21 protein-coding genes and 2 pseudogenes are annotated in these 17,193 nt (G+C 67.8%); 17 read left to right on the plus strand and 6 right to left on the minus strand.

Annotation, left to right across the window (positions count from 1 at the left end; genetic code table 11):
- Positions 1-72: 72 nt before the first annotated feature.
- Positions 73-1,476: an MFS transporter gene (locus MKK65_RS03520; protein WP_313902019.1), complete on the plus strand. Its 1,404-nt coding sequence runs from the start codon at positions 73-75 to the stop codon at positions 1,474-1,476.
- A 73-nt stretch (positions 1,477-1,549) separates the two neighbouring features.
- Here MKK65_RS03520 and MKK65_RS03525 read toward each other — a convergent pair.
- Together MKK65_RS03525 and MKK65_RS03530 are read right to left on the minus strand one after the other, a co-directional pair.
- Positions 1,550-1,714: pseudogene (locus MKK65_RS03525) on the minus strand (methyl-accepting chemotaxis protein); the annotation flags it as partial.
- 76 nt (positions 1,715-1,790) lie between these two features.
- A complete protein-coding gene (locus tag MKK65_RS03530; protein WP_243955341.1) occupies positions 1,791-2,738 on the minus strand; it encodes a helix-turn-helix domain-containing protein in 948 nt (315 codons plus the stop codon).
- 912 nt (positions 2,739-3,650) lie between these two features.
- Between MKK65_RS03530 and MKK65_RS03535 the strand changes: the two genes are divergently transcribed.
- Positions 3,651-3,983 (plus strand): hypothetical protein, encoded by a 333-nt coding sequence (locus tag MKK65_RS03535; RefSeq protein WP_243955343.1) that lies wholly within the window; start codon positions 3,651-3,653, stop codon positions 3,981-3,983.
- A 249-nt stretch (positions 3,984-4,232) separates the two neighbouring features.
- Here the strand turns inward: MKK65_RS03535 and MKK65_RS03540 are convergent, their stop codons facing one another.
- The 4 genes from MKK65_RS03540 to MKK65_RS03555 all read right to left on the minus strand — a co-directional run bounded on the left by MKK65_RS03540 (position 4,233) and on the right by MKK65_RS03555 (position 8,284).
- Complete coding sequence (locus MKK65_RS03540) at positions 4,233-4,457, minus strand: 3',5'-cyclic-nucleotide phosphodiesterase (RefSeq protein ID WP_243955345.1); 225 nt, start codon at positions 4,455-4,457, stop codon at positions 4,233-4,235.
- 130 nt (positions 4,458-4,587) lie between these two features.
- Entirely contained in the window at positions 4,588-5,856 is a 1,269-nt protein-coding gene (locus tag MKK65_RS03545) for an alpha/beta hydrolase (RefSeq protein WP_243955347.1), read from the minus strand.
- Between the two features lie 196 nt (positions 5,857-6,052).
- Positions 6,053-6,244: a hypothetical protein gene (locus MKK65_RS03550; RefSeq protein WP_243955349.1), complete on the minus strand. Its 192-nt coding sequence runs from the start codon at positions 6,242-6,244 to the stop codon at positions 6,053-6,055.
- Between the two features lie 66 nt (positions 6,245-6,310).
- On the minus strand, positions 6,311-8,284 hold the full coding sequence (locus MKK65_RS03555; RefSeq protein WP_243955351.1) for an AI-2E family transporter: 1,974 nt from the start codon (positions 8,282-8,284) through the stop codon (positions 6,311-6,313).
- Positions 8,285-8,449: 165 nt separating this feature from the next.
- Here MKK65_RS03555 and MKK65_RS03560 point away from each other — a divergent pair, with 165 nt between their 5' ends.
- The 15 genes and pseudogenes from MKK65_RS03560 to aqpZ all read left to right on the plus strand — a co-directional run bounded on the left by MKK65_RS03560 (position 8,450) and on the right by aqpZ (position 17,175).
- Complete coding sequence (locus MKK65_RS03560) at positions 8,450-8,884, plus strand: hypothetical protein (protein ID WP_243955352.1); 435 nt, start codon at positions 8,450-8,452, stop codon at positions 8,882-8,884.
- A gap of 184 nt (positions 8,885-9,068) precedes the next feature.
- Positions 9,069-10,556, plus strand: a pseudogene (locus MKK65_RS03565) (PAS domain S-box protein).
- A 130-nt stretch (positions 10,557-10,686) separates the two neighbouring features.
- Positions 10,687-10,872 carry a hypothetical protein gene (locus MKK65_RS03570; RefSeq protein ID WP_243955354.1) on the plus strand — a complete coding sequence of 62 codons (186 nt, stop codon included), beginning with the start codon at positions 10,687-10,689 and terminating at the stop codon, positions 10,870-10,872.
- An 85-nt stretch (positions 10,873-10,957) separates the two neighbouring features.
- Positions 10,958-11,218, plus strand: a complete 261-nt coding sequence (locus MKK65_RS03575; RefSeq protein ID WP_243955356.1) for a GlsB/YeaQ/YmgE family stress response membrane protein — start codon at positions 10,958-10,960, stop codon at positions 11,216-11,218.
- A 68-nt stretch (positions 11,219-11,286) separates the two neighbouring features.
- Positions 11,287-12,243 carry a hemophore-related protein gene (locus tag MKK65_RS03580; protein WP_409565357.1) on the plus strand — a complete coding sequence of 319 codons (957 nt, stop codon included), beginning with the start codon at positions 11,287-11,289 and terminating at the stop codon, positions 12,241-12,243.
- A complete protein-coding gene (locus tag MKK65_RS03585; protein WP_409565358.1) occupies positions 12,243-12,743 on the plus strand; it encodes a YsnF/AvaK domain-containing protein in 501 nt (166 codons plus the stop codon). Before MKK65_RS03580 ends, MKK65_RS03585 begins: the two co-directional genes overlap by 1 nt.
- Entirely contained in the window at positions 12,740-13,630 is an 891-nt protein-coding gene (locus MKK65_RS03590; protein WP_243955360.1) for a YsnF/AvaK domain-containing protein, read from the plus strand. Before MKK65_RS03585 ends, MKK65_RS03590 begins: the two co-directional genes overlap by 4 nt.
- An 86-nt stretch (positions 13,631-13,716) precedes the next feature.
- Positions 13,717-13,974 carry a 3',5'-cyclic-nucleotide phosphodiesterase gene (locus MKK65_RS03595; protein WP_243955361.1) on the plus strand — a complete coding sequence of 86 codons (258 nt, stop codon included), beginning with the start codon at positions 13,717-13,719 and terminating at the stop codon, positions 13,972-13,974.
- A gap of 45 nt (positions 13,975-14,019) precedes the next feature.
- Positions 14,020-14,484, plus strand: a complete 465-nt coding sequence (locus MKK65_RS03600) for a YidB family protein (protein WP_243955363.1) — start codon at positions 14,020-14,022, stop codon at positions 14,482-14,484.
- A gap of 112 nt (positions 14,485-14,596) precedes the next feature.
- Entirely contained in the window at positions 14,597-14,788 is a 192-nt protein-coding gene (locus MKK65_RS03605; RefSeq protein WP_243955365.1) for a hypothetical protein, read from the plus strand.
- A gap of 62 nt (positions 14,789-14,850) precedes the next feature.
- Complete coding sequence (locus tag MKK65_RS03610) at positions 14,851-15,213, plus strand: CsbD family protein (RefSeq protein ID WP_243946271.1); 363 nt, start codon at positions 14,851-14,853, stop codon at positions 15,211-15,213.
- A gap of 39 nt (positions 15,214-15,252) precedes the next feature.
- Positions 15,253-15,684 carry a hypothetical protein gene (locus tag MKK65_RS03615; protein ID WP_243955368.1) on the plus strand — a complete coding sequence of 144 codons (432 nt, stop codon included), beginning with the start codon at positions 15,253-15,255 and terminating at the stop codon, positions 15,682-15,684.
- 59 nt (positions 15,685-15,743) lie between these two features.
- Positions 15,744-16,052, plus strand: a complete 309-nt coding sequence (locus MKK65_RS03620) for a phage holin family protein (protein WP_243955370.1) — start codon at positions 15,744-15,746, stop codon at positions 16,050-16,052.
- Positions 16,049-16,405 carry a DUF3618 domain-containing protein gene (locus MKK65_RS03625; protein ID WP_243955372.1) on the plus strand — a complete coding sequence of 119 codons (357 nt, stop codon included), beginning with the start codon at positions 16,049-16,051 and terminating at the stop codon, positions 16,403-16,405. The genes MKK65_RS03620 and MKK65_RS03625 overlap by 4 nt, the downstream gene beginning before the upstream one ends.
- Positions 16,405-17,175 carry an aquaporin Z gene (gene aqpZ / locus MKK65_RS03630; protein WP_243955374.1) on the plus strand — a complete coding sequence of 257 codons (771 nt, stop codon included), beginning with the start codon at positions 16,405-16,407 and terminating at the stop codon, positions 17,173-17,175. The genes MKK65_RS03625 and aqpZ overlap by 1 nt, the downstream gene beginning before the upstream one ends.
- The last annotated feature ends 18 nt before the right edge of the window (positions 17,176-17,193 follow it).

The following is a 17,193-nucleotide window of genomic DNA, read 5'->3' on the forward strand; positions in this document are numbered from 1 at the left end:
ACGCGCAACTCGCGGCTATCAGGCCCTATCACCGGCCGTGATCGACCGCCGGTCCGGAACGGAACCGCTTGCGTGATCGAGACGTCCCGACGACCTGTCGCCCCCGGTGCTCTCGCGCAAGAGGACCCGGGGGGAGCGCCGCATACGATCGCATCCCGGCTCGACCGTCTGCCAATCACATCGCTGCACCTGACGATCCTAGCGGTCTGCACCCTCGGCTTGTTCACCGACGTGGCCGAGGTCGCTTTAAGCAATGCCCTAGCGGCGATCTTCCTAGCGCCGCCTTACAGTATGCCGCGGGGTAGCTTGTCCCTACTGCTGGCCTCTGTCTTCGCCGGGGGCGCGGTGGGTGCACCGGTCTTCGGCTTGATCGGCGACCGGTTCGGAAGGCGGCCGGCGCTCCAAGCCACTTTGGTGCTGATGGCAGTCGGATCGGCGGCCGCCGCCATGAGTTCGGGCCTCACCGAGCTCACCGTCGCCCGGGCGGTGTCGGGCTTCGCGATCGGCGGCTTCCCGCCACTGGCGGCGACCTACCTCGCCGACGTGATGCCGCCCCGGCGGCGCGGCGCGATGCTGATGGTCTGCACCGGGATCGGCTTTCTGGGCGGGACCGGGGTGATCCTCTTGGTCCAGGCCCTGGCGCCAGCGCCGCCGCTCGGGATCGCGGCCTGGCGCTGGGCTCTGGTGCTCGGTGCGGTCTTGGCGGTTCTGGGGGCGGCCCTGTTCGGCGTTCTGCCGGACTCGCCGCGCTGGCTCGCTGCAGTCGGGCGCGCTGTTGAGGCCGAACGCGCTTGCAGGCGCTTCGAGGCAGCGAGCGGCATCGTCCCACTCGAAACGCCCGCTGAGGCGACCAGGCATCCCCAGCCTCCGATGCATGCGGGTTTCCGAGGGCTGCTCGCTGACCCCCAGCAGCGCCGCCGGGCCGCCTTGTTCGTCGCCCTCTATGCGCTCAGTCCGTGGGCGACAGTAGGCTTTCCCCTGCTCAGCGCGGTCGTGATGCTCGGGAAAGGCTTCCGGGTCGATCAATCCCTGGTCTTCGCTGGCCTGTCGATGCTGGGGCCGCCGCTCGGGACCCTGCTCACCGCTACGGTAATCGACCATCTGGAACGGCGCGCTTGTCTGGTCGCCATGGCGGCCGCGATGGTGGTTCTCGGCACGGCCTTCGCCGTCGGCGAGACCTTCGCGACCCTCGTTCTGTTCGGCTTGGCGTTCAACACCGCAGCGGCGATCTACGGCGGCCTCCTCGCAGTCTACGCGACGGAGCTCCTGTCGACCGCGTCGCGGGCCTCGGCCCTCACCTGCGCCTGGGCCGGTGGGCGGGTCGCTGCAGCTCTGACGCCGATTGTCCTGCTGCCGCTGCTCGACGGCTACGGGATCCACGCCATGTTCGCCGTGCTCACCGCCACCCTGATCGCCAGCGGCGCCCTCGTGCTCGGCGGTCCACGCGGCCGGTCGGGCAGGCCGGTGACGCGATAGAGCGCTCGCCCGACGAAGCTAAATCTTCGGTTGAATGGCACGTCGGGCGTTACGGCACGCCATTCGACTGGCCTCAGAACGCGCGCACGGTGGCGAGGAAGCGGTCGACCTCGGAACCAAGATGCTCGGATTGCCTCGACAGCTGAGAGGCCGCTGACAAAACCTGGACCGCCGCGGCCCCCGCCTCCCCCGACGCTTGCCCCACACCCGCGATGTTTCCGGTCACTTCGGCCGCTCCTTCCCGGCAACGCGGCGTCCTGGCCCGGCCGGTCACGCGGCTGGTCGCCGCCCCAGGTCCGGTAAAGCATCCGCCCTCAGGTGTTTGAGGCTCTGAGATCGCGTGGCGCGGTTCCGAAGCGCCGACGAAAGGCGGTGCTGAAGCCCGACGCGTTGGTGAAGCCGCACCGGAGCATGATGGTCGCGATGCTGTCGCCGGCATGTGCAGGCGCCGACAACTGCCGATGCGCCCGGTCGAGGCGCGCGTCGCGGATCGCCGCCGCTACGCCCTCGCCATCGGCGAAGGCGGTGTAGAGGCGGCTGCGGGAGACGCACAACGCCCGGTACAGGGCGTCGGGACCGAACGCCGGATCGTGTAAGCTGCGTTCGATGTGCACCGTGGCCAGCGACCGCAGCGCATCCGCCGTGACCTCGCCCGTAGGGGCGCCCACCAAACCTCGGAACAGGTGGAGGGTGCCCTCGACCGCAGTGTCGGCCTCGGCCTCCGTCATGCTCGGCACCAAGGCCGCGTAGGACCGCAGGTAGGTCGCAAACAGCGCATTGAGGGGGCCGTGGCCGATCAGGCGCCCGGCGTAGGCTTCCGGCTCGCCGACATGGGCCCTGAAGGCCGCGCGCGTCGTGCTAAGCCGGATCTCCTCGTAATCCTCGTAGGCCCCTATCAGGAACGGGCGTCCGGAGTCGGTGATGCTGATGTCGCCGGGAGCCATCCGCCCGCCGCGGGTCCCTTGTTCGAAGTACTGGGTACCGCGCAGGACCAGGGCGATTGTGATGGTGTCCCGCCCGTCTTGGCGGACATGGCGCGCCGAGCGCTCGACATCGACCCGCGGCCCTTCGGTGTGCAGCAAGGTGCTGTGGGCCGTGACGGCGACGAGGCGACTGGCTGAGAACGACCGCCGTTCCTCGGTGCAGGCGCTGGAGACGCCGGACATGGCCAACGCCGTATCGCGCCAGAACTCGTACGCTCGCTTCGACTCAACCTCGGCCGTGCTCTGCCTCAGCGTTTTGACGCGGGGGCGCTCGGTCAATCTATACTCCCTGGTTCAGACGCTTGGATATCGAGACTCGCTCCGTCTGAAAGGTATGTCTATTTGTAAGATAGCAAGGCTGGGTCAGGTTGCCCATAAACGGACCTTCTAAACTTCAGACAAGGGTCGAGAGCGAGCGCGGTGGTGATGTCCGTTCTTATGCATGGCCGCCCGGAAGCGGACGGTCGCAGATCCACCCATCTTAGACGTTCGGGCGAGTGATGCATGGCGGCAGATGCTGGCCGGAAGCGGTCCATCTGCTTTGGAGCTCGGATTGCGGACAAGCGGACGTTCAGCGCGGCGCACTTGGTGGGGTCAGAGTACCGCCTTAAGGACCTTCGACATCATACCACCGAAGGTGTGCATCAAGTTGCGAATCGAGCGCGACGCTGATGACGATGGCCCAAACTAAGCCCTCGTGTGTGATCGCAGCTCCAATGTTGTTATCTGTGACCCAAAGTCTGGGTCTGAATATACCTGAAGTTGAGCGAGACCGCATTTGACATAATGTAGCCTCGCTTACGTTTACAGTCTTGGCCGTCAGCCGACGGCTTAGACCGAACGGCCAAGCCATCAGTGGGGCAGCAAGATCCAGCTGTAAGAGGAGGCCGCCTTAATCTCTACGATCCGTCGAGGTGGGGAGCGACGCAAACCAACCCAAACCTGTAGGCCGATGACATTTTCTCAGCTACTACCAGGGGATCACGATCAGCCTAGCGCTGAACCCGGCGATCAATGTCACCAACATTACTGATATGCCGCGCAAATGGCAGCCGAACCTGTACTTGCTGATCGCCGACCCATTGATATGCGTTTCGACACCAAAGTTCCGCATTGGATCAACCTAGTGTATCCAACGGATGCTGCGATTTCTCCCATTAGAGCGCGTCCGGCGCGGGTGCCGCGAAAGCGATGAAGCCGTTCGTGTTCGACCTGAAACCGGGCATTCCCACGGACGAGGTCGAGGCCCTGGTGGCCGACATGAAGCGGGTGATCATTACTTGCAATTTGAGGCCCCGCCGGTCGAGCTGTAGCGGGGAGCCCGCGCATCCGCGACGCGTTTACCTCCCGGGCGGCATACAGGCCACCCGGGAGGGTAAGACGATGACGAGCGACGCCCCGACCCCCGGCGATGATCCGCTGCCTCCGATGGGCGACCCGCCGCCCGGACCGCAGACACCCGAGGGCGATCCGCCGCCCGAGCCGCCGGCACCCCAGCCGCCGGGTCCCATCGACGGTCGCTGACCCACCCTGCCGCGCCTATTGGCCCGGCATCGGTTTTCGCTCCGCGCCGAGCCGCCCCCTGCAGGCATGGTAGGTCTCGACGCCCAGGTCGAACGGCGACAGCCGCTTCGGATTGGGCGCCGAGAAGACGAGATTCCTTGCCTCGCCCCGGCACTTTGCGTCCTCGGGTCCCTGTCTGCTCGTTCTGCGCCGAGGCCGAAAGCGTACCCGCCAGGAACAGGACGGCGGCGAGCATGGTCCGGGTGCCGCTCATTTGCCGCCCGTCGCCGTGTAGGCGTCGATAGCGCGCCGGCAGTTCTCCGACAGATCCTTGCGGTGCTTCGTGAAGCACGCCTTCATCTCCTCCCCGGCCGGGTCGAGGCCACCGCAGTAGGTTGTGGCGTCGCCGGTACAGTAGAACTTGAGGTTATCCTTATCGTCGTCCGCCGAGGCTGTTGCGACGAGGGACAGGCCAAGGGCAAACGCGAGTGTCATGGTTCGGATCATTGAGGCTCCGATCGGTGGATCGCGGCCGTTGCCCGACGGGCTCGGAGCCGATGGGCGCGCGGACCCGCCCGCACCAACGTGGGAGGCCACGAAAGCGCCCCATGTCGGCTCGGGGGGTCTAGCGCCCGGCGCCCGTGACGGCCCGGACCGGGGCGCCGGCGAGGTCGACCGTGGAGCCGACGGTGTCCCTCAAGCCGCTGCCGACGTTCGAGAGGTGGTCACCGTAAGTCTCGCGGGTCTGCGGGTCGACCAGAGCCACGGGCGCCGCCACCGCCAGCGCGGCACCGGTGGCCACCGTGGAGGCCGCACCCGCCGCCGTGCTCACGAGCTTGTCCCCGATCCCGACCTTGCCGTCCGAGATCGGCTGGCCGTCGGCGAGCCGCTTGCCCAATAGCGCGACGACGTCGCCGGAAGCGAACTTGCCGTGGTTGAGGGCATCGTCGGACTTCACCGAGGATAGGTTGAGCACGCCGATGTTCTCGCGCTCCAGCTCCGACTTGTAGGGTTCGGCGTTCGGGTCGATGGCGCCAAGACGGACGCTGTCGCCCCATACGAGGCGCGAGACGGCGAGCGCCTGGTCGTCGCCCGAGACCATCAGGGTCAGCCGTGGCCGGTCCTTGCCCATGTCGTGGAAGGCGCCCCGCGCGAGGTCCATGTCGACGTCGGGGGCCGCCAGAATGACGTTCCGGATCTTCGGCGCCACGCGTTTGTCGCGGATGGCCATCTGCCGAAGGCTCTCCAGGGTCAGCCAGTTGCCCATGGAGTGGGCCAGCACCGTGATCTCGCTGACGCTGGGATCGCGCGCGAGGTCGCGCAGCAGGGTTTCCAGGCCGTTGCGCGAGAAGTTGGTGCTCTCCCGGTCGTAGCCATAGGCAAGCACCGAGCCGCGGGACGGCCAGGTGAACAGCACCGGCGCGACCTCAGCGCCGGAATCGTGCACGATCTGCGCGAAGCGAAAGACGGCATCCTCGAACTTGTTGTTGAACCCGTGCACGAACACCAAGACGTGGCGCTTGCCGCGTCCCCTGACCGCCTTACCCGTCCACGCCGCGACCTTACCGCGGTCCACAGGGTCGGCGCGCAGCGCGACGAAGTCGGTGGCAGGGTTGCCGGGCAGGCGTTCCGGCCACTGCACGGTGCCGGGCTGGCGGGTGGCGTCGGGCGGGATCGACACAGCGAGGTCGGTGTAGGTCACCGCCTCGCCGCGCTCGCCGGAGAACAGCACGCCGCGGTCGGTGGCGGACTTGCGGGTTGTGGCGACCAGCATCTCGACGTGGGAAGTGCCGGCGACCGGTACCGCGTCGGCGATGGGCAGAAGTACGCCGGTCGGACGTCCGCCGCAGGCTCCGAGGCTTACGAGGACGGCGGCTACCAACGTGGCAGCCATTGCCCGCTCGGCACATGCAAACCGTGGAAACACCCGCACCCCCGAACCATGGCCGCGACGGGTGACCGGGTCACGCTCCGTCGAGGCCGGGAAGTCCTAGCGGATGATTGCGGCGGGGTGCGGACGGCAAACCAGAAGGTCCGTTCCAGTGACCATCGGACAATAGTGCTGACCGGTAAACCTAGTTGCCGAAGGGTCACGCAAGGACGACGGGAACCTTCTTGTTCGACGCTGCCTGCGCGACGGGCGCCGGGGCGGCGTTGACGACGGCGGCCATCTTGACCGTCGCCGGCTTTGCAACGCCGCGGTCAACGTTCGACGTCTCTAAAGCAATGGCCGGTGCGGCGGCCAGCAGGGAAATCGCGAGGGCGGCGAAAATTGTCTTCACGGCAGCTGTCCAAGGCTTGACTGTATGACGCCCGAACGACGGTTAAGCCATCGGTCGGTTCCGCCTTCAGGCGGCGTTCGCGGCGGCCGGGGTCTCGTCGCCCGTGGTCGTCGCGCCCGCCTCCCTCAGGCATGCCTCGACCGCACCACGAAGCGACGACACGTAGGCGTCGGCCCCGACCTGCCGGCCGAGGTCCGTGTTGGTCAGAACCGCCTCGCCCTGCGGCCATAGTCCGACCAGAAGCTTGGCGTCCCTCGACTTCCGACGAAGCCGTTCCAGCAGGTAGCGTAGGTGCGACGGGTTGCCGGTGATGTCGAGGTAGGAGATGCACACCATCGCCACGCCCGACAGGTCGAGGTCGCGGATGCCTTCGCGTGAGGCGGACTGGTAGGCCGTCACGCGCGCCCCGAGCCCGTGCTTGCGCAGCAGTTGCGCCAGCATCGCCGAGGAGGCCTCGTCGAGGGGGCCGCGCCCGGCCAGGCACAGCACCGGCGCCTCGCCGCGCCACACTTCGGGCAGCGCCTCGCGGGAAGGGGCCTGGCCCGGCACGGCCTCGTTCCTCGGGTGCGCGCGCTCGGCGAGCGTCGGCGTATCGTTCGGGTTGACCGTCGCGTCGGTGCCTGCCGGCTCGACGTCGGGGTGGTCCTCAAAATCCTCGACCAGGGAGCGGGACGACGCCCGGATGTTCTCAAGCTGGGCCGGTGTGACCACGCCGCGGGCATAGTCGTTGGCGGCGAGCTGCAAGCCCTTGAGCGCGACCTCGTCGTAGTACGATGACAAGGAGCGCTCCTTCAGCATCTGCTCGCCGAGGTCGCGGGCCTCGTCCGGGTCGCCTGCCAGCATGCGCTGGTAAAAGTTCTCGACCGGGGTCAGCGGCGGCCGGTCGCCCAGCAGGATATCCAGGAACTCCAGGCTATCGACGTGGCGGCCAAGCACGACGAGGCAGACCGTGAACGGGGTCGCCAGGATCAGGCCGATAGGCCCCCACAGGAAGCCCCAGAACAGGGTCGAGACGATCACGGCGAACGGCGAGAGGCCTGTAGAGTGGCCATAGAGCAGCGGCTCGATCACCTGCCCGAATACCGGCTCAGCGATCAAGAACAGCGCCGCGGTGGCGATGACCATGTTCCAGCCCGGATCGACCGCCGCCGCCAGCGCGACCGGAAGGACGCCGGAGATGAAGGCACCGATGTAGGGCACGAATCGCATCAGCGCGGAGAACACGCCCCACAGCAGCGGGTTGGGTACGCCGATGAACCACAGTCCGACGCCGACGATGACACCGAACGCGGCGTTCATGCCGAGCTGGGCCAGGAAGTAGGTTCCGAGCCGGCCCGCCGCGTCGTCCATCGCCACGGTGGTGCGATGCAGGTCGCTCGACCCGAACAGGCGGATCATGCGGTTGCGCAGGTCCTCCCGCTGCAGGAGCAGGAACACGACCACAACGAGGACGATGCCGACCGTGGTCAGAGGCTCGAACACCGGGCCGAGGACCTTTTCGGCTAGGGCGAGCGGCGAGATCTCAGGGTCCTGGATGCGGACCAACTGCGCCTTGGGCGTGTCGCCAGCGGGTCCCGTCGCCGCCGTCGTCCCGGAGGCATCTGCCTTCTGGGTGGCGTCGTGGACCTCGTGGCTGAACTTCGAGAGGACCCGGTTAGCCTCCCCGAGCCAGCCCTGCTGCAGGCCGGCGAACTTCTTCGAGACCGTAGCTTGGTACTGCGGCAGGTTGCCGGCGAGCCCGGCCACCTGCGTGCCGATGACCGCGCCGATACCGCCGATCATGCCGAGCGCCAGTAGCACGGCGACGATGACCGAGGGGACGCGCCCGAGCTTGATCCGCCGGAGCAGATTGACCACCGGGGCCAGGACGAAGCTGAGGAGCACAGCTAAGACGAGTGGGATGAACACCTCGCGTCCGAAGTACAGCGCCGCGATCAGCACGACGCCCACCGCGAGGGTCAGCAGGCCGCGCAGGCCAGGAACCAACGGGGGCGGCACCTGGGCGGGCGGCTTCACGGCTACGGCATCGTCCATCGGCATGCGCGATTCCCGGTCACGCCGCGTTCCGCAGCGCATCGCATCTCAACGCCGAAGGTATCGATTGGTCCCGGCAAACCTCACATCCGCCGACGTCCGGTCGCGCGCAGCCCAGCATGCAACGATTGCCCGACACGACCCGGCTCCGCCGCCCCGCCGGGGGCGACCATGAATCCGAAGGTCAACCCAAAGAACGTGCAGGTCGGAAGCCGACGCACCCCCGGGCGCGAGATCGAACCACCCGGTGTACGGGGCACCGGCGGCCATGGCCCCGGACGCCGACCTATCGCGACGGATGCCAACCGCTTGGAACGCCACCGGCTCGTCGCCGGCCCGAACGAGGGCGTGATCCTCGTCGAGTCGGACCAGCGCATCTCCTGGGCCAAAGACGCGACGCTGGCGATGCACGGCGTGGCGGCGCTGTCCGACCTTGGCGCGACGGTCGACGCCTACCGCGCGCGCTTCAGCCTGCGTTACCGCAACAACCGTGCGCCCGGCCGCTACCTCATCGAGCGCATGTTGGACGGTAAGGCCTTCTGCGACTTCGTCGTCGAGGTTAGTCCTCACTGTGGTACTCGTATGCGGATCGCTCAATCCGTTTGACCAAAGCGGCTCGTAGGACCTGCTGTCTCACGCGACCTTTGCATACTGGATACTGGTGAAGTTCTGCGGAGTTAGAAGATCGGTGCTTAGCCGTTCTACGCAAGCTTGATGGTTGCCGCTGCTCCCGCGCGCATCGAGCGAGGAAACGGTCGAGCTGCCGGCGCCGTGGAGAGATGCAACCGTGATGCCGACATCGATGCAGCACCAACTGGAGCAGGTCACCGCTGGCCTCGGTGAGGGCGTGATCCTCATCGCGCCGGACCATACGGTGACCTACGCCAACGAGGCCGCCCTGACGATGCACGGGGTGAGCGACCTCGGCGACCTCGGGGAGAACGTTCCCGAGTACCGGACCAACTTCGTGCTGCGCTACTGCAACCACCACGAAGTTGGACCGCTGCAGCACCTGGTCGAACGCGTGCTCGCCGGCGAGGCCTTTCGCGACGCCGTGGTCGAGGTCCACCACAGGCGTGATCCCGTTCGGACCTGGATGCACCGGATGCGCGGCCTGGTCACCACCGGCGCCGATGGCATCCCGACCGGACTCGCCCTGGCGATGCAGGACGTCAGCGAACGCTACGAGGCGGAGGAGCGCTTCGAGTGCATGTTCAGGGCCAACCCCGCCCCGGCGGTGGTCTGCCGGCTGTCCGACCTGCGCTACGTGAAGGTCAACCAGGGCTTCGTCGACCTGACTGAGTACGCCCGCGAGCAGGTGCTCGGCCGGAGCTTCACGGAGATCGACCTGATCGGTCAGGGCGAGCACCGCGCCTCCGCCGTGGCGCAACTGCATGCCGGCACCACCATACGCCAACGCGAGGCCTGCCTCTCGGTCCCCTCGGACCGCGAGAAATACGTCATCGTCGCCGGCCATCCCATCGAGATGCCGGGCGGCGAGCGCTGCATGCTGTTCACCTTCGCTGACCTGAAGGACCGCCGGAAGGCCGAGGCCGAGCTTCGGTTGAGCGAGGAGCGCTTCGCCAAGGCGTTCGAGCTCAGCCCGATCCCGACGGTCCTCCTGAGTTCCGACGCGGACGTGCCGACGAGCGTCAGCGACGCCTACGCCGCGACCTTCGGGGGCGCGGACGCCACCACGATGCCCTGGGCGGAGGAGGTGGAGCGGACGCGCTTCAGGCGCGAGCTCCAGCGCTACGACCGGGTCCGGGCCTTCGAGGGCCGCCTGCGCACCCGGGACGGCAAGGAACTCGATTGCCTCGTGTCGGCCGAGAGGGTCACCGTCAACGGCGGCGCCGGGCTGCTTTGTGCCGTCCGGGACATCTCGTCGAGGAAGCGAACCGAGACCGAGCTCATCTCAGCCATTGATTCGGTGATGGCCGACGCCTCGTAGTTCAGCCACGGGGTGATCGAGAAGCTCGCCCTGCTGCGCAACCCGCCCAGGCCCGGCAAGCCGCAGGGCATGATCGAGAAGCTCACCGCCCGCGGGGGGGACATGCTGGAAGGCATCTGTCACGGCGACACCGACGAGGAGATCTCGACGGCGCTCGGCGTGTCGCTCAGCACCGTGCGCAACCACGTCGCGAGCCTCTACCGGAAGATCGGGGTCAATCGGCGCAGCGCCGTGGTGGTCTGGGCCAGGGAACGCGGCATCGGGGAAAAGCCGTCATTTGACAACAACGGCAAAAACAACAAACGAAAACTAGGCAAAAAACACTAAGCTCATTAATCTGAAATAATTCTATGTAATGCCGAGGAACATCGGCTGGATTCTGCTATTCTAGCGGTATAGGCCTGCTCGTACCGGGCTCCTGAACGACTGTTGAACCGGTTGGGGCGAGGGCCAGGACATGGGCAAGGGCCGCAAGGTTCTGTCTGCCGATCACGCGCGCGCCCTGATCAAGCAGGCCATCGGCATCATCTTCGGGGACATCACAGTAGAGACCGAGGCCACGGCCGAGATCGCCGCGATAGAAGCGCAGCACGCCAAGGGCAAAACCAAGCCCACCAAGCCAAGTTCGACCTCAGGTCCCTAGCGTCCCGGCCATCCGAGCCCGCTCTGTCCCCGACGCAGCCGCCGGCGTCGGAACCCTACCGCACACCCACACACGGAAGCCAACCATGTCCCTCCTCGCCTGGATCGTCCTCGGCCTGATCGCCGGCTTCATCGGCTCGAAGATCGTCAAAAACACCGGCCAGGGGCTGCTCGTCGACATCCTGCTCGGCGTCGTCGGCGCCGTCGTCGGCGGCTTCCTGTTCAACCAGTTCGGCCAGCCCGGGGTGTCCGGGGTCAACCTCTACAGCCTGCTCGTCGCCGTCGTCGGCGCCGTGGTGGTGCTGTGGCTCTACCACGCCCTGATGGGCCGCCGCCGGGTCCTCTGACCCCCACTCCTTCCGCCGACCCTCGGCCGAAGCCCAACCCAACCACCCCCGACAAGAGAGTTTCCACGATGGCGTTATCCCCCGATACCACCCGTCCGGCCTATGACCGCGACCTGCCGACCACCAGCCCGGCTACCCCGGCCGAGGATATGCGCACGATGGCGCTGCATTCCATCTCCTGGGGGGCTGTCATCGCCGGCGCCGTGATCGCGCTGGTCGCCCAGGTCATCCTCAACATGGTCGGGCTCGGGATCGGGCTCTCGACCGTCGACCCGGCCGGTAACGGCACGCCCACCGCCGGCAGCCTGTCCTCGGGCGCCGGTATCTGGTTCGTGATCTCCGGCATCCTCGCCTCCACCGCTGGTGGCTGGCTCGCCGGGCGCCTCTCGGGCAAGCCGGCTCGGACCACCACCGCCTATCATGGGCTGATCGCCTGGGCGGTCTCGACCCTGGTCGTCGTGTACCTGCTGTCCTCGGCGGTCGGCGGCATCGTCAGCGGCGCATCGAGCGCGGTGTCGAGCACGCTCGGTGGCGCCGGCAACCTGATCGGCGGCTCGGTGAAGACGGCAGCCCAGGCCGCGGCCCCGTCGCTGCCGGGCATGGACAACCCGTTCTCGAACATCGAGAGCCAGGTCCGCGGCACGACCGGCAATGACCCCGAAGCTCTTAAGAACGCTGCCGTCAGCGCGATGCGCGCTGCGGTGACCGGTGACGCCGCCCAGCAGAAGGATGCACAGGAGAAAGCGGCTCAGGCGCTTTCAAAGGCGCAGGGCATCCCGGTCGATCAGGCCCGGACCCAGGTCGCCCAGTACGTGCAGCAGTTCAACGACGCGGTCGCCAAGACCAAGGAGCAGGCCAAGCAGGCGGCCGACACCGCCGCCCGCGTCGGCTCGCAGGGTGCGCTCTATGGCGCCCTGGCGCTGATCCTCGGTGCCCTGGCCGCCTTCTTCGCCGGCCGCGGTGCCGCCGTCGACCCGGTGCTCACACGCACCGCACCCGCCGTCACGACCCAGCGCCGGGTCTGATCGTGAGCGACGCCGCCGCCACCGAGCCGCATGCCTTCGGGATGCAGAACAAGCCGGCGGCGGAGGTCGCCGTCGGCGAGGAGGCGGTCCTTCCGCTGATCGCCGAGACCGCCCGCATCGACAAGCGGGCGGTGGAGACAGGACGGGTGCGGGTCTCGACCCGGACCGAGACGGTCGAGGAGGTCCTGCGCGAGACCCTGCGCAGTGACATGGTCGGGGTCACCCGGGTGGCTATCAACCGGACCCTGGCCGAGGGCGAAGTGCCCCCGGTGGTCCGCGAGAAGAACGGGGTGACGATCATCCCGGTCTTGGAAGAGATCCTCGTCGTCGAGAAGCGCCTTGTCTTGCGGGAGGAGGTGCACGTCCGCCAGACCACGGCGGGCGAGGACGTCGAGATGCCGGTGACGCTGCGCAGGCAGCACGCCGTGATCGAACGCGTGTCCCCCGAGGGGCACGTCACGGCCCTGAACCTAGCTGAAACACCTGAGATCGAACCATGACCCAAACCATCACCGCCATGTACGACACCTACACGGACGCGACGGCCGCGAAGGCCAAGCTTGTGGCCAGCGGCATCCCCGAGGTCGGCGTCCAGATCCTGTCCGGCAGCGAGGTCGGCACGACGACCAGCGCCGCCACGACCCACGAGGGCGGCATGTGGGGCTCGCTGAAGGAGTTCTTCATGCCGGAGGAGGACCGCCACCTGCACGCCGAGGGACTGAACCGAGGTGGCACCATGCTGACTGCGACCGTCGAGGACGGGTACGCGGAGCGGACCTACGATATCCTGGAGGAGCACGGCTCGGTTGATATGGACGAGCGCGAGGCGGCCTGGCGCAAGGAGGGTTGGACCGGACAGGCTGCAGGCGCGCCGGTCGCGGCCGTTGCTCCCGCATCGACGACCGCCACGACGGGTCTGCGTGCGGCCGGTTCTACCGAGACCGTCACAGCTCAGGGGACAGCGCAGGGCACCGACTACATCCCGGTGGTTGAGGAGCGGCTCAACGTCGGCAAGCGCATGGTGGACAGCGGCCGGGTGCGCGTCCGCTCCTACGCGGTCGAGAAGGACGTCAGCGAGAACGTTACCCTGCATGACGAGACCGTGCACGTCGATCGCCGCGTGGTCGACCGCGCGGTGACCCCGGGCGACATGGCCTTGTTCGAGGACAAGGTCATCGAGGCCACCGAGATGCGCGAGCAGGCGGTGGTCTCGAAGGAGGCCCGCGTCGTCGGCGAGGTTGGCATCCGCAAGGACGCGACCCAGCGCGTCGAGACCGTGACCGACAAGGTGCGCCACACCGAGGTCGAGGTCACTGACGAGCGCGGCAACGTCGAGCGCACCGGCACGGCCGGCATCACCGGGACCGCCCCGCGCAAGCCGATCTGACCGCGCCGGGCCGGGAGGGAGCCCACGGCCTCCTCCCGGCCAACGCACCAACCCTCAAGGCAAGCATCGAGCACGGCCTCCGCCCCATGATCCGCATCACCCGCTTCCTCGCCCTCTCCTTGGTCATGGCGGCGGGCTCCGCCGGTGCCCAGGGTGACGATGCCGCCACGAACCATCTCCGGACGTTCTGCTCCGGTGACTATCTCAGCCTTTGCAACGGCATGGATCCGAAGGGGCCGGAGGTGGTGGCGTGCTTCCGCAGGAACATGGGCAAGCTCTCGCCCGGCTGCCGGACCGCCATCGACGAATACAAGGCATCCAAGGGAACCGGTTCGAGGTCCTGAGCCGCCCGGAACCCGTACCTCGCACACCCGAACGGGAGAACGAATATGAGTGACGGCTTTCCCTCCATGACCGCCTTGCTCGGCCTGCTTGCCGTAGCCGGGTTCCAGAACAAGGACAGGATCGCCGAGATGCTGGGTGGAGGTCATTCAGCGCCTCAAGGGAAAGCTGCGACCGCGCCCGGCCAGGCCGGCCTCGGGGGCCTGCTCGGTAACATCGGCGGTGCGCTCGGCGGGGCCGGCGCCGGCAACGTGCTCGGCGGGGGGCTGGGTCAGTTGGTCGAGAGCTTCCGGCAGAACGGCCATGGTGCCGCCGCCGATTCCTGGGTGAACCACGGTCCCAACCAGGAGATCGCTCCGCCCCAGTTGCGCCAGGCCATCGGTCCCGACGTCATGGACGCCCTGTCCCGGCAGACTGGGCTGTCGCACGACGAACTGCTTTCCAGGCTCTCCCGGGAGCTTCCCTCGGCGGTGGACCGCTACACCCCCGACGGCAGGCTGCCCGCCCTCTGAGGCGGCGCGCCTGAGGATATCCCGCACGCCGGTCGGGATCCGTCCCGTCCGGACGCGCCGGTCGACACGACCGCAACGAGCACCGTGACGGTGCCGAACGAGGAACATAGCCATGGCGCAGACAGCACACCACGAGGCGGCCAAACACCACGAGGCCGCTGCCAAGTCGCACAAGACCGCAGCAGAGCACCACGAGAAGGGCGACGAGGAGAAGGCCGCCAAGCACTCCAAGGAAGCCCACGGCCATTCCGAGAAGGCGCACGAGAGCTCGACCAAGGCCCACGGCAAGAGCGCCAAGAAGTAGGCCACTTCAACGAACCGCCGGACGCGCAACCCGCGCATCCGGCCCCACTCAGGAGAACACCCATGGACGAGAACCGCATCACTGGTGCCGCGAAGGAGTTCGGCGGCAAGGTCCAGGGCGCCGTTGGCGACGTGACCGGCGACCGCGAGACGAAGGCTAAGGGTGCCGCAAACGAGGCCAAGGGCAACGTCGAGAACCTGTACGGGCAGGCCAAGGACGCCGTGCGCGACGTGGCCGACCAGGCCGGCGATCTTGCGCAGGGCGCGCTGAAGCAGGGCCGCGACGCCTTCCCCGACGCCGAGCGCGCCTACCGCCAAGGCGCCGACACGGTGACGAGCTACGCCAAGGAGTCCCCACTGATGATGGCGGCGATGGCCGGTGCGCTCGGTTACCTCCTCGCGATGGTCGTCCACGGCCGCCGCTAGGCCCCCTTCCACAATGTCCTGCAGGTCCGGAGCAGCACCATGAACGATCCGACCCGATCTGCGGGACCATCACCCGCCATCGACGGCCCGATGCGGGCGGCGCGCTCGCCGGCCGGCTTGGCCGACGCCGTGCGTGACCAGGCGAGCGGCTATGCCGACCGGCGCAGGACCGAGGCGGCCGGCTTCCTGTCCGAGCTCGCCAAGGCGCTCCGTTCGGGCAGCGGCGAGCTCGATGGGCAGGCGCAGACAAAGCCCTTCGTCCACACGGTCGCCGACAACCTCGATGCGCTCTCGGAGCACGTCGCACGCCGTGGCTTGCGCGAACTTCTCCGTGATGCCGAAACGGTAGCGCGAAGCAACCCGTTGGTGACGGCTCTAGTGGTCGGCGCGCTCGGGTATGGCACCTTCCATGTCATGCGATCCGGGAACGGCAATGCCCTCAAGTCTCGTGGTGAGCCCAGGCAGGCCTGAGGCGGGTATCTGTGAGCGCCGTTCCTCCACCCCCGCCATCCGGCGGACTTCAAGGTCTGATGGCCGAGGCACTCCGTGGTGCCGGCGATGTGCTGCGGCGTGAGATCGCCCTGTTCTGCCAGGAGATGGCAGACAACCTGCGCCGCCTGATCGTCGGCCTCGCGACGATGGCTGGCGCGGAGGTGTTCGCCGTCGTCGGCTCGGAGGCGCTCACTGCCCTGATCGTCGGCGCTGCCTTCCTCGTCATCGGCGTCGTTCTCGCGTTCAGCGCCAGGAGTCGGTTCTCCGTCGACGGGCTTTTACCGACCCGGACGGGCCGACAGCTCCGGCAGGATGCCGTCGTCATCAAGGAGCACGTCGACGCATGACGAATGACGACGATACGTTGGAACGCGAGATCGAAGCGAGCCGTGGCCGCCTGGACCGGATGCTGGACAGGCTCACTCAGCGCCTCACGCCCACCGGGATCGTCGAGGACGTGCTCGACACCGTCCGCCGCGACGAGACCGGGGCCACCCTCTATGACAGCGCCTTGGAGGGGGTGCGACGGAACCCGGTGCCGGTGCTGCTGATGTGCCTCGGTGCCGTGATGCTGATCAAGGGCAAGGGGCTGCGTGCGCCGGCGACCTACCGCGCCGTGCGCGATCCCGACCGGTACGCGGCGACGGCCGTCACCTCCACCCCTGGCATCGGCATCACCCTTCCGAAGGACTCCCGCTGATGCGTCCCTACCTCGCCGATTTCATCGATACCTTCGTCCTGGTGTTCTGCGGCTGCCGCAGCGCCGTCCTGGCAGCCGACCACATCGGCTACGCCGGGGTCGCGCTGTCGTTCGGCTTCGTCTTAATGGCGATGATCTACGCGTTGGGTCCGATCTCGGGCTGCCATCTCAATCCCGCTGTCACGCTGGGCCGGACCATGAGCCGGAAGTTCGATGCCGCGCACCTGCCCGGCTACATGGCCGCCCAGGTCCTCGGCACGGTCGTCGCCGGCTACCTCCTCTACGTCGTCGCGCAGGGCCATCCGAGCTTCGACGTCGCCTTGGGCCTCGCCTCGAACAGCTACGACGCGCGCTCGCCGGGCCACTACAACATGATGGCGGCGTTCATCGTCAGGTTCGTGCTGACGGCGCTCCTCGTCCCGACCATCCTCGGGGCGACCGACCTGAAGGCGCCGGTGAGCTTCGCCGGGCTCGCCATCGGCGTCACCCTGACCGTGATCCACCTAGTCTCGATCCCGGTGACCAACACTTCGGTCAACCCGGCCCGCAGCATCGGGCCGGCCCTGTTCGCCGGCTGGGACGCGGTGGGGCAGCTCTGGCTGTTCGTACTCGCCCCGCTCCTCGGTGGGGCGGCCGCGGCCGGGCTGTACTCGACGATGCGCGCCCTCGACCCCGTGGTGCAGATGCCCGTGCGGCAGGCGGTGCAAGCTTTGCCGGCCGAGCTTGAGCAGCGCCTGGAGAAGGCCGGCATCAAGCCGACGGAGTTCTAGCGCCACCACCGGAGGGGC

Source organism: Methylobacterium sp. J-001, from assembly GCF_022829565.1.
In the GTDB taxonomy this organism is placed as follows: domain Bacteria; phylum Pseudomonadota; class Alphaproteobacteria; order Rhizobiales; family Beijerinckiaceae; genus Methylobacterium.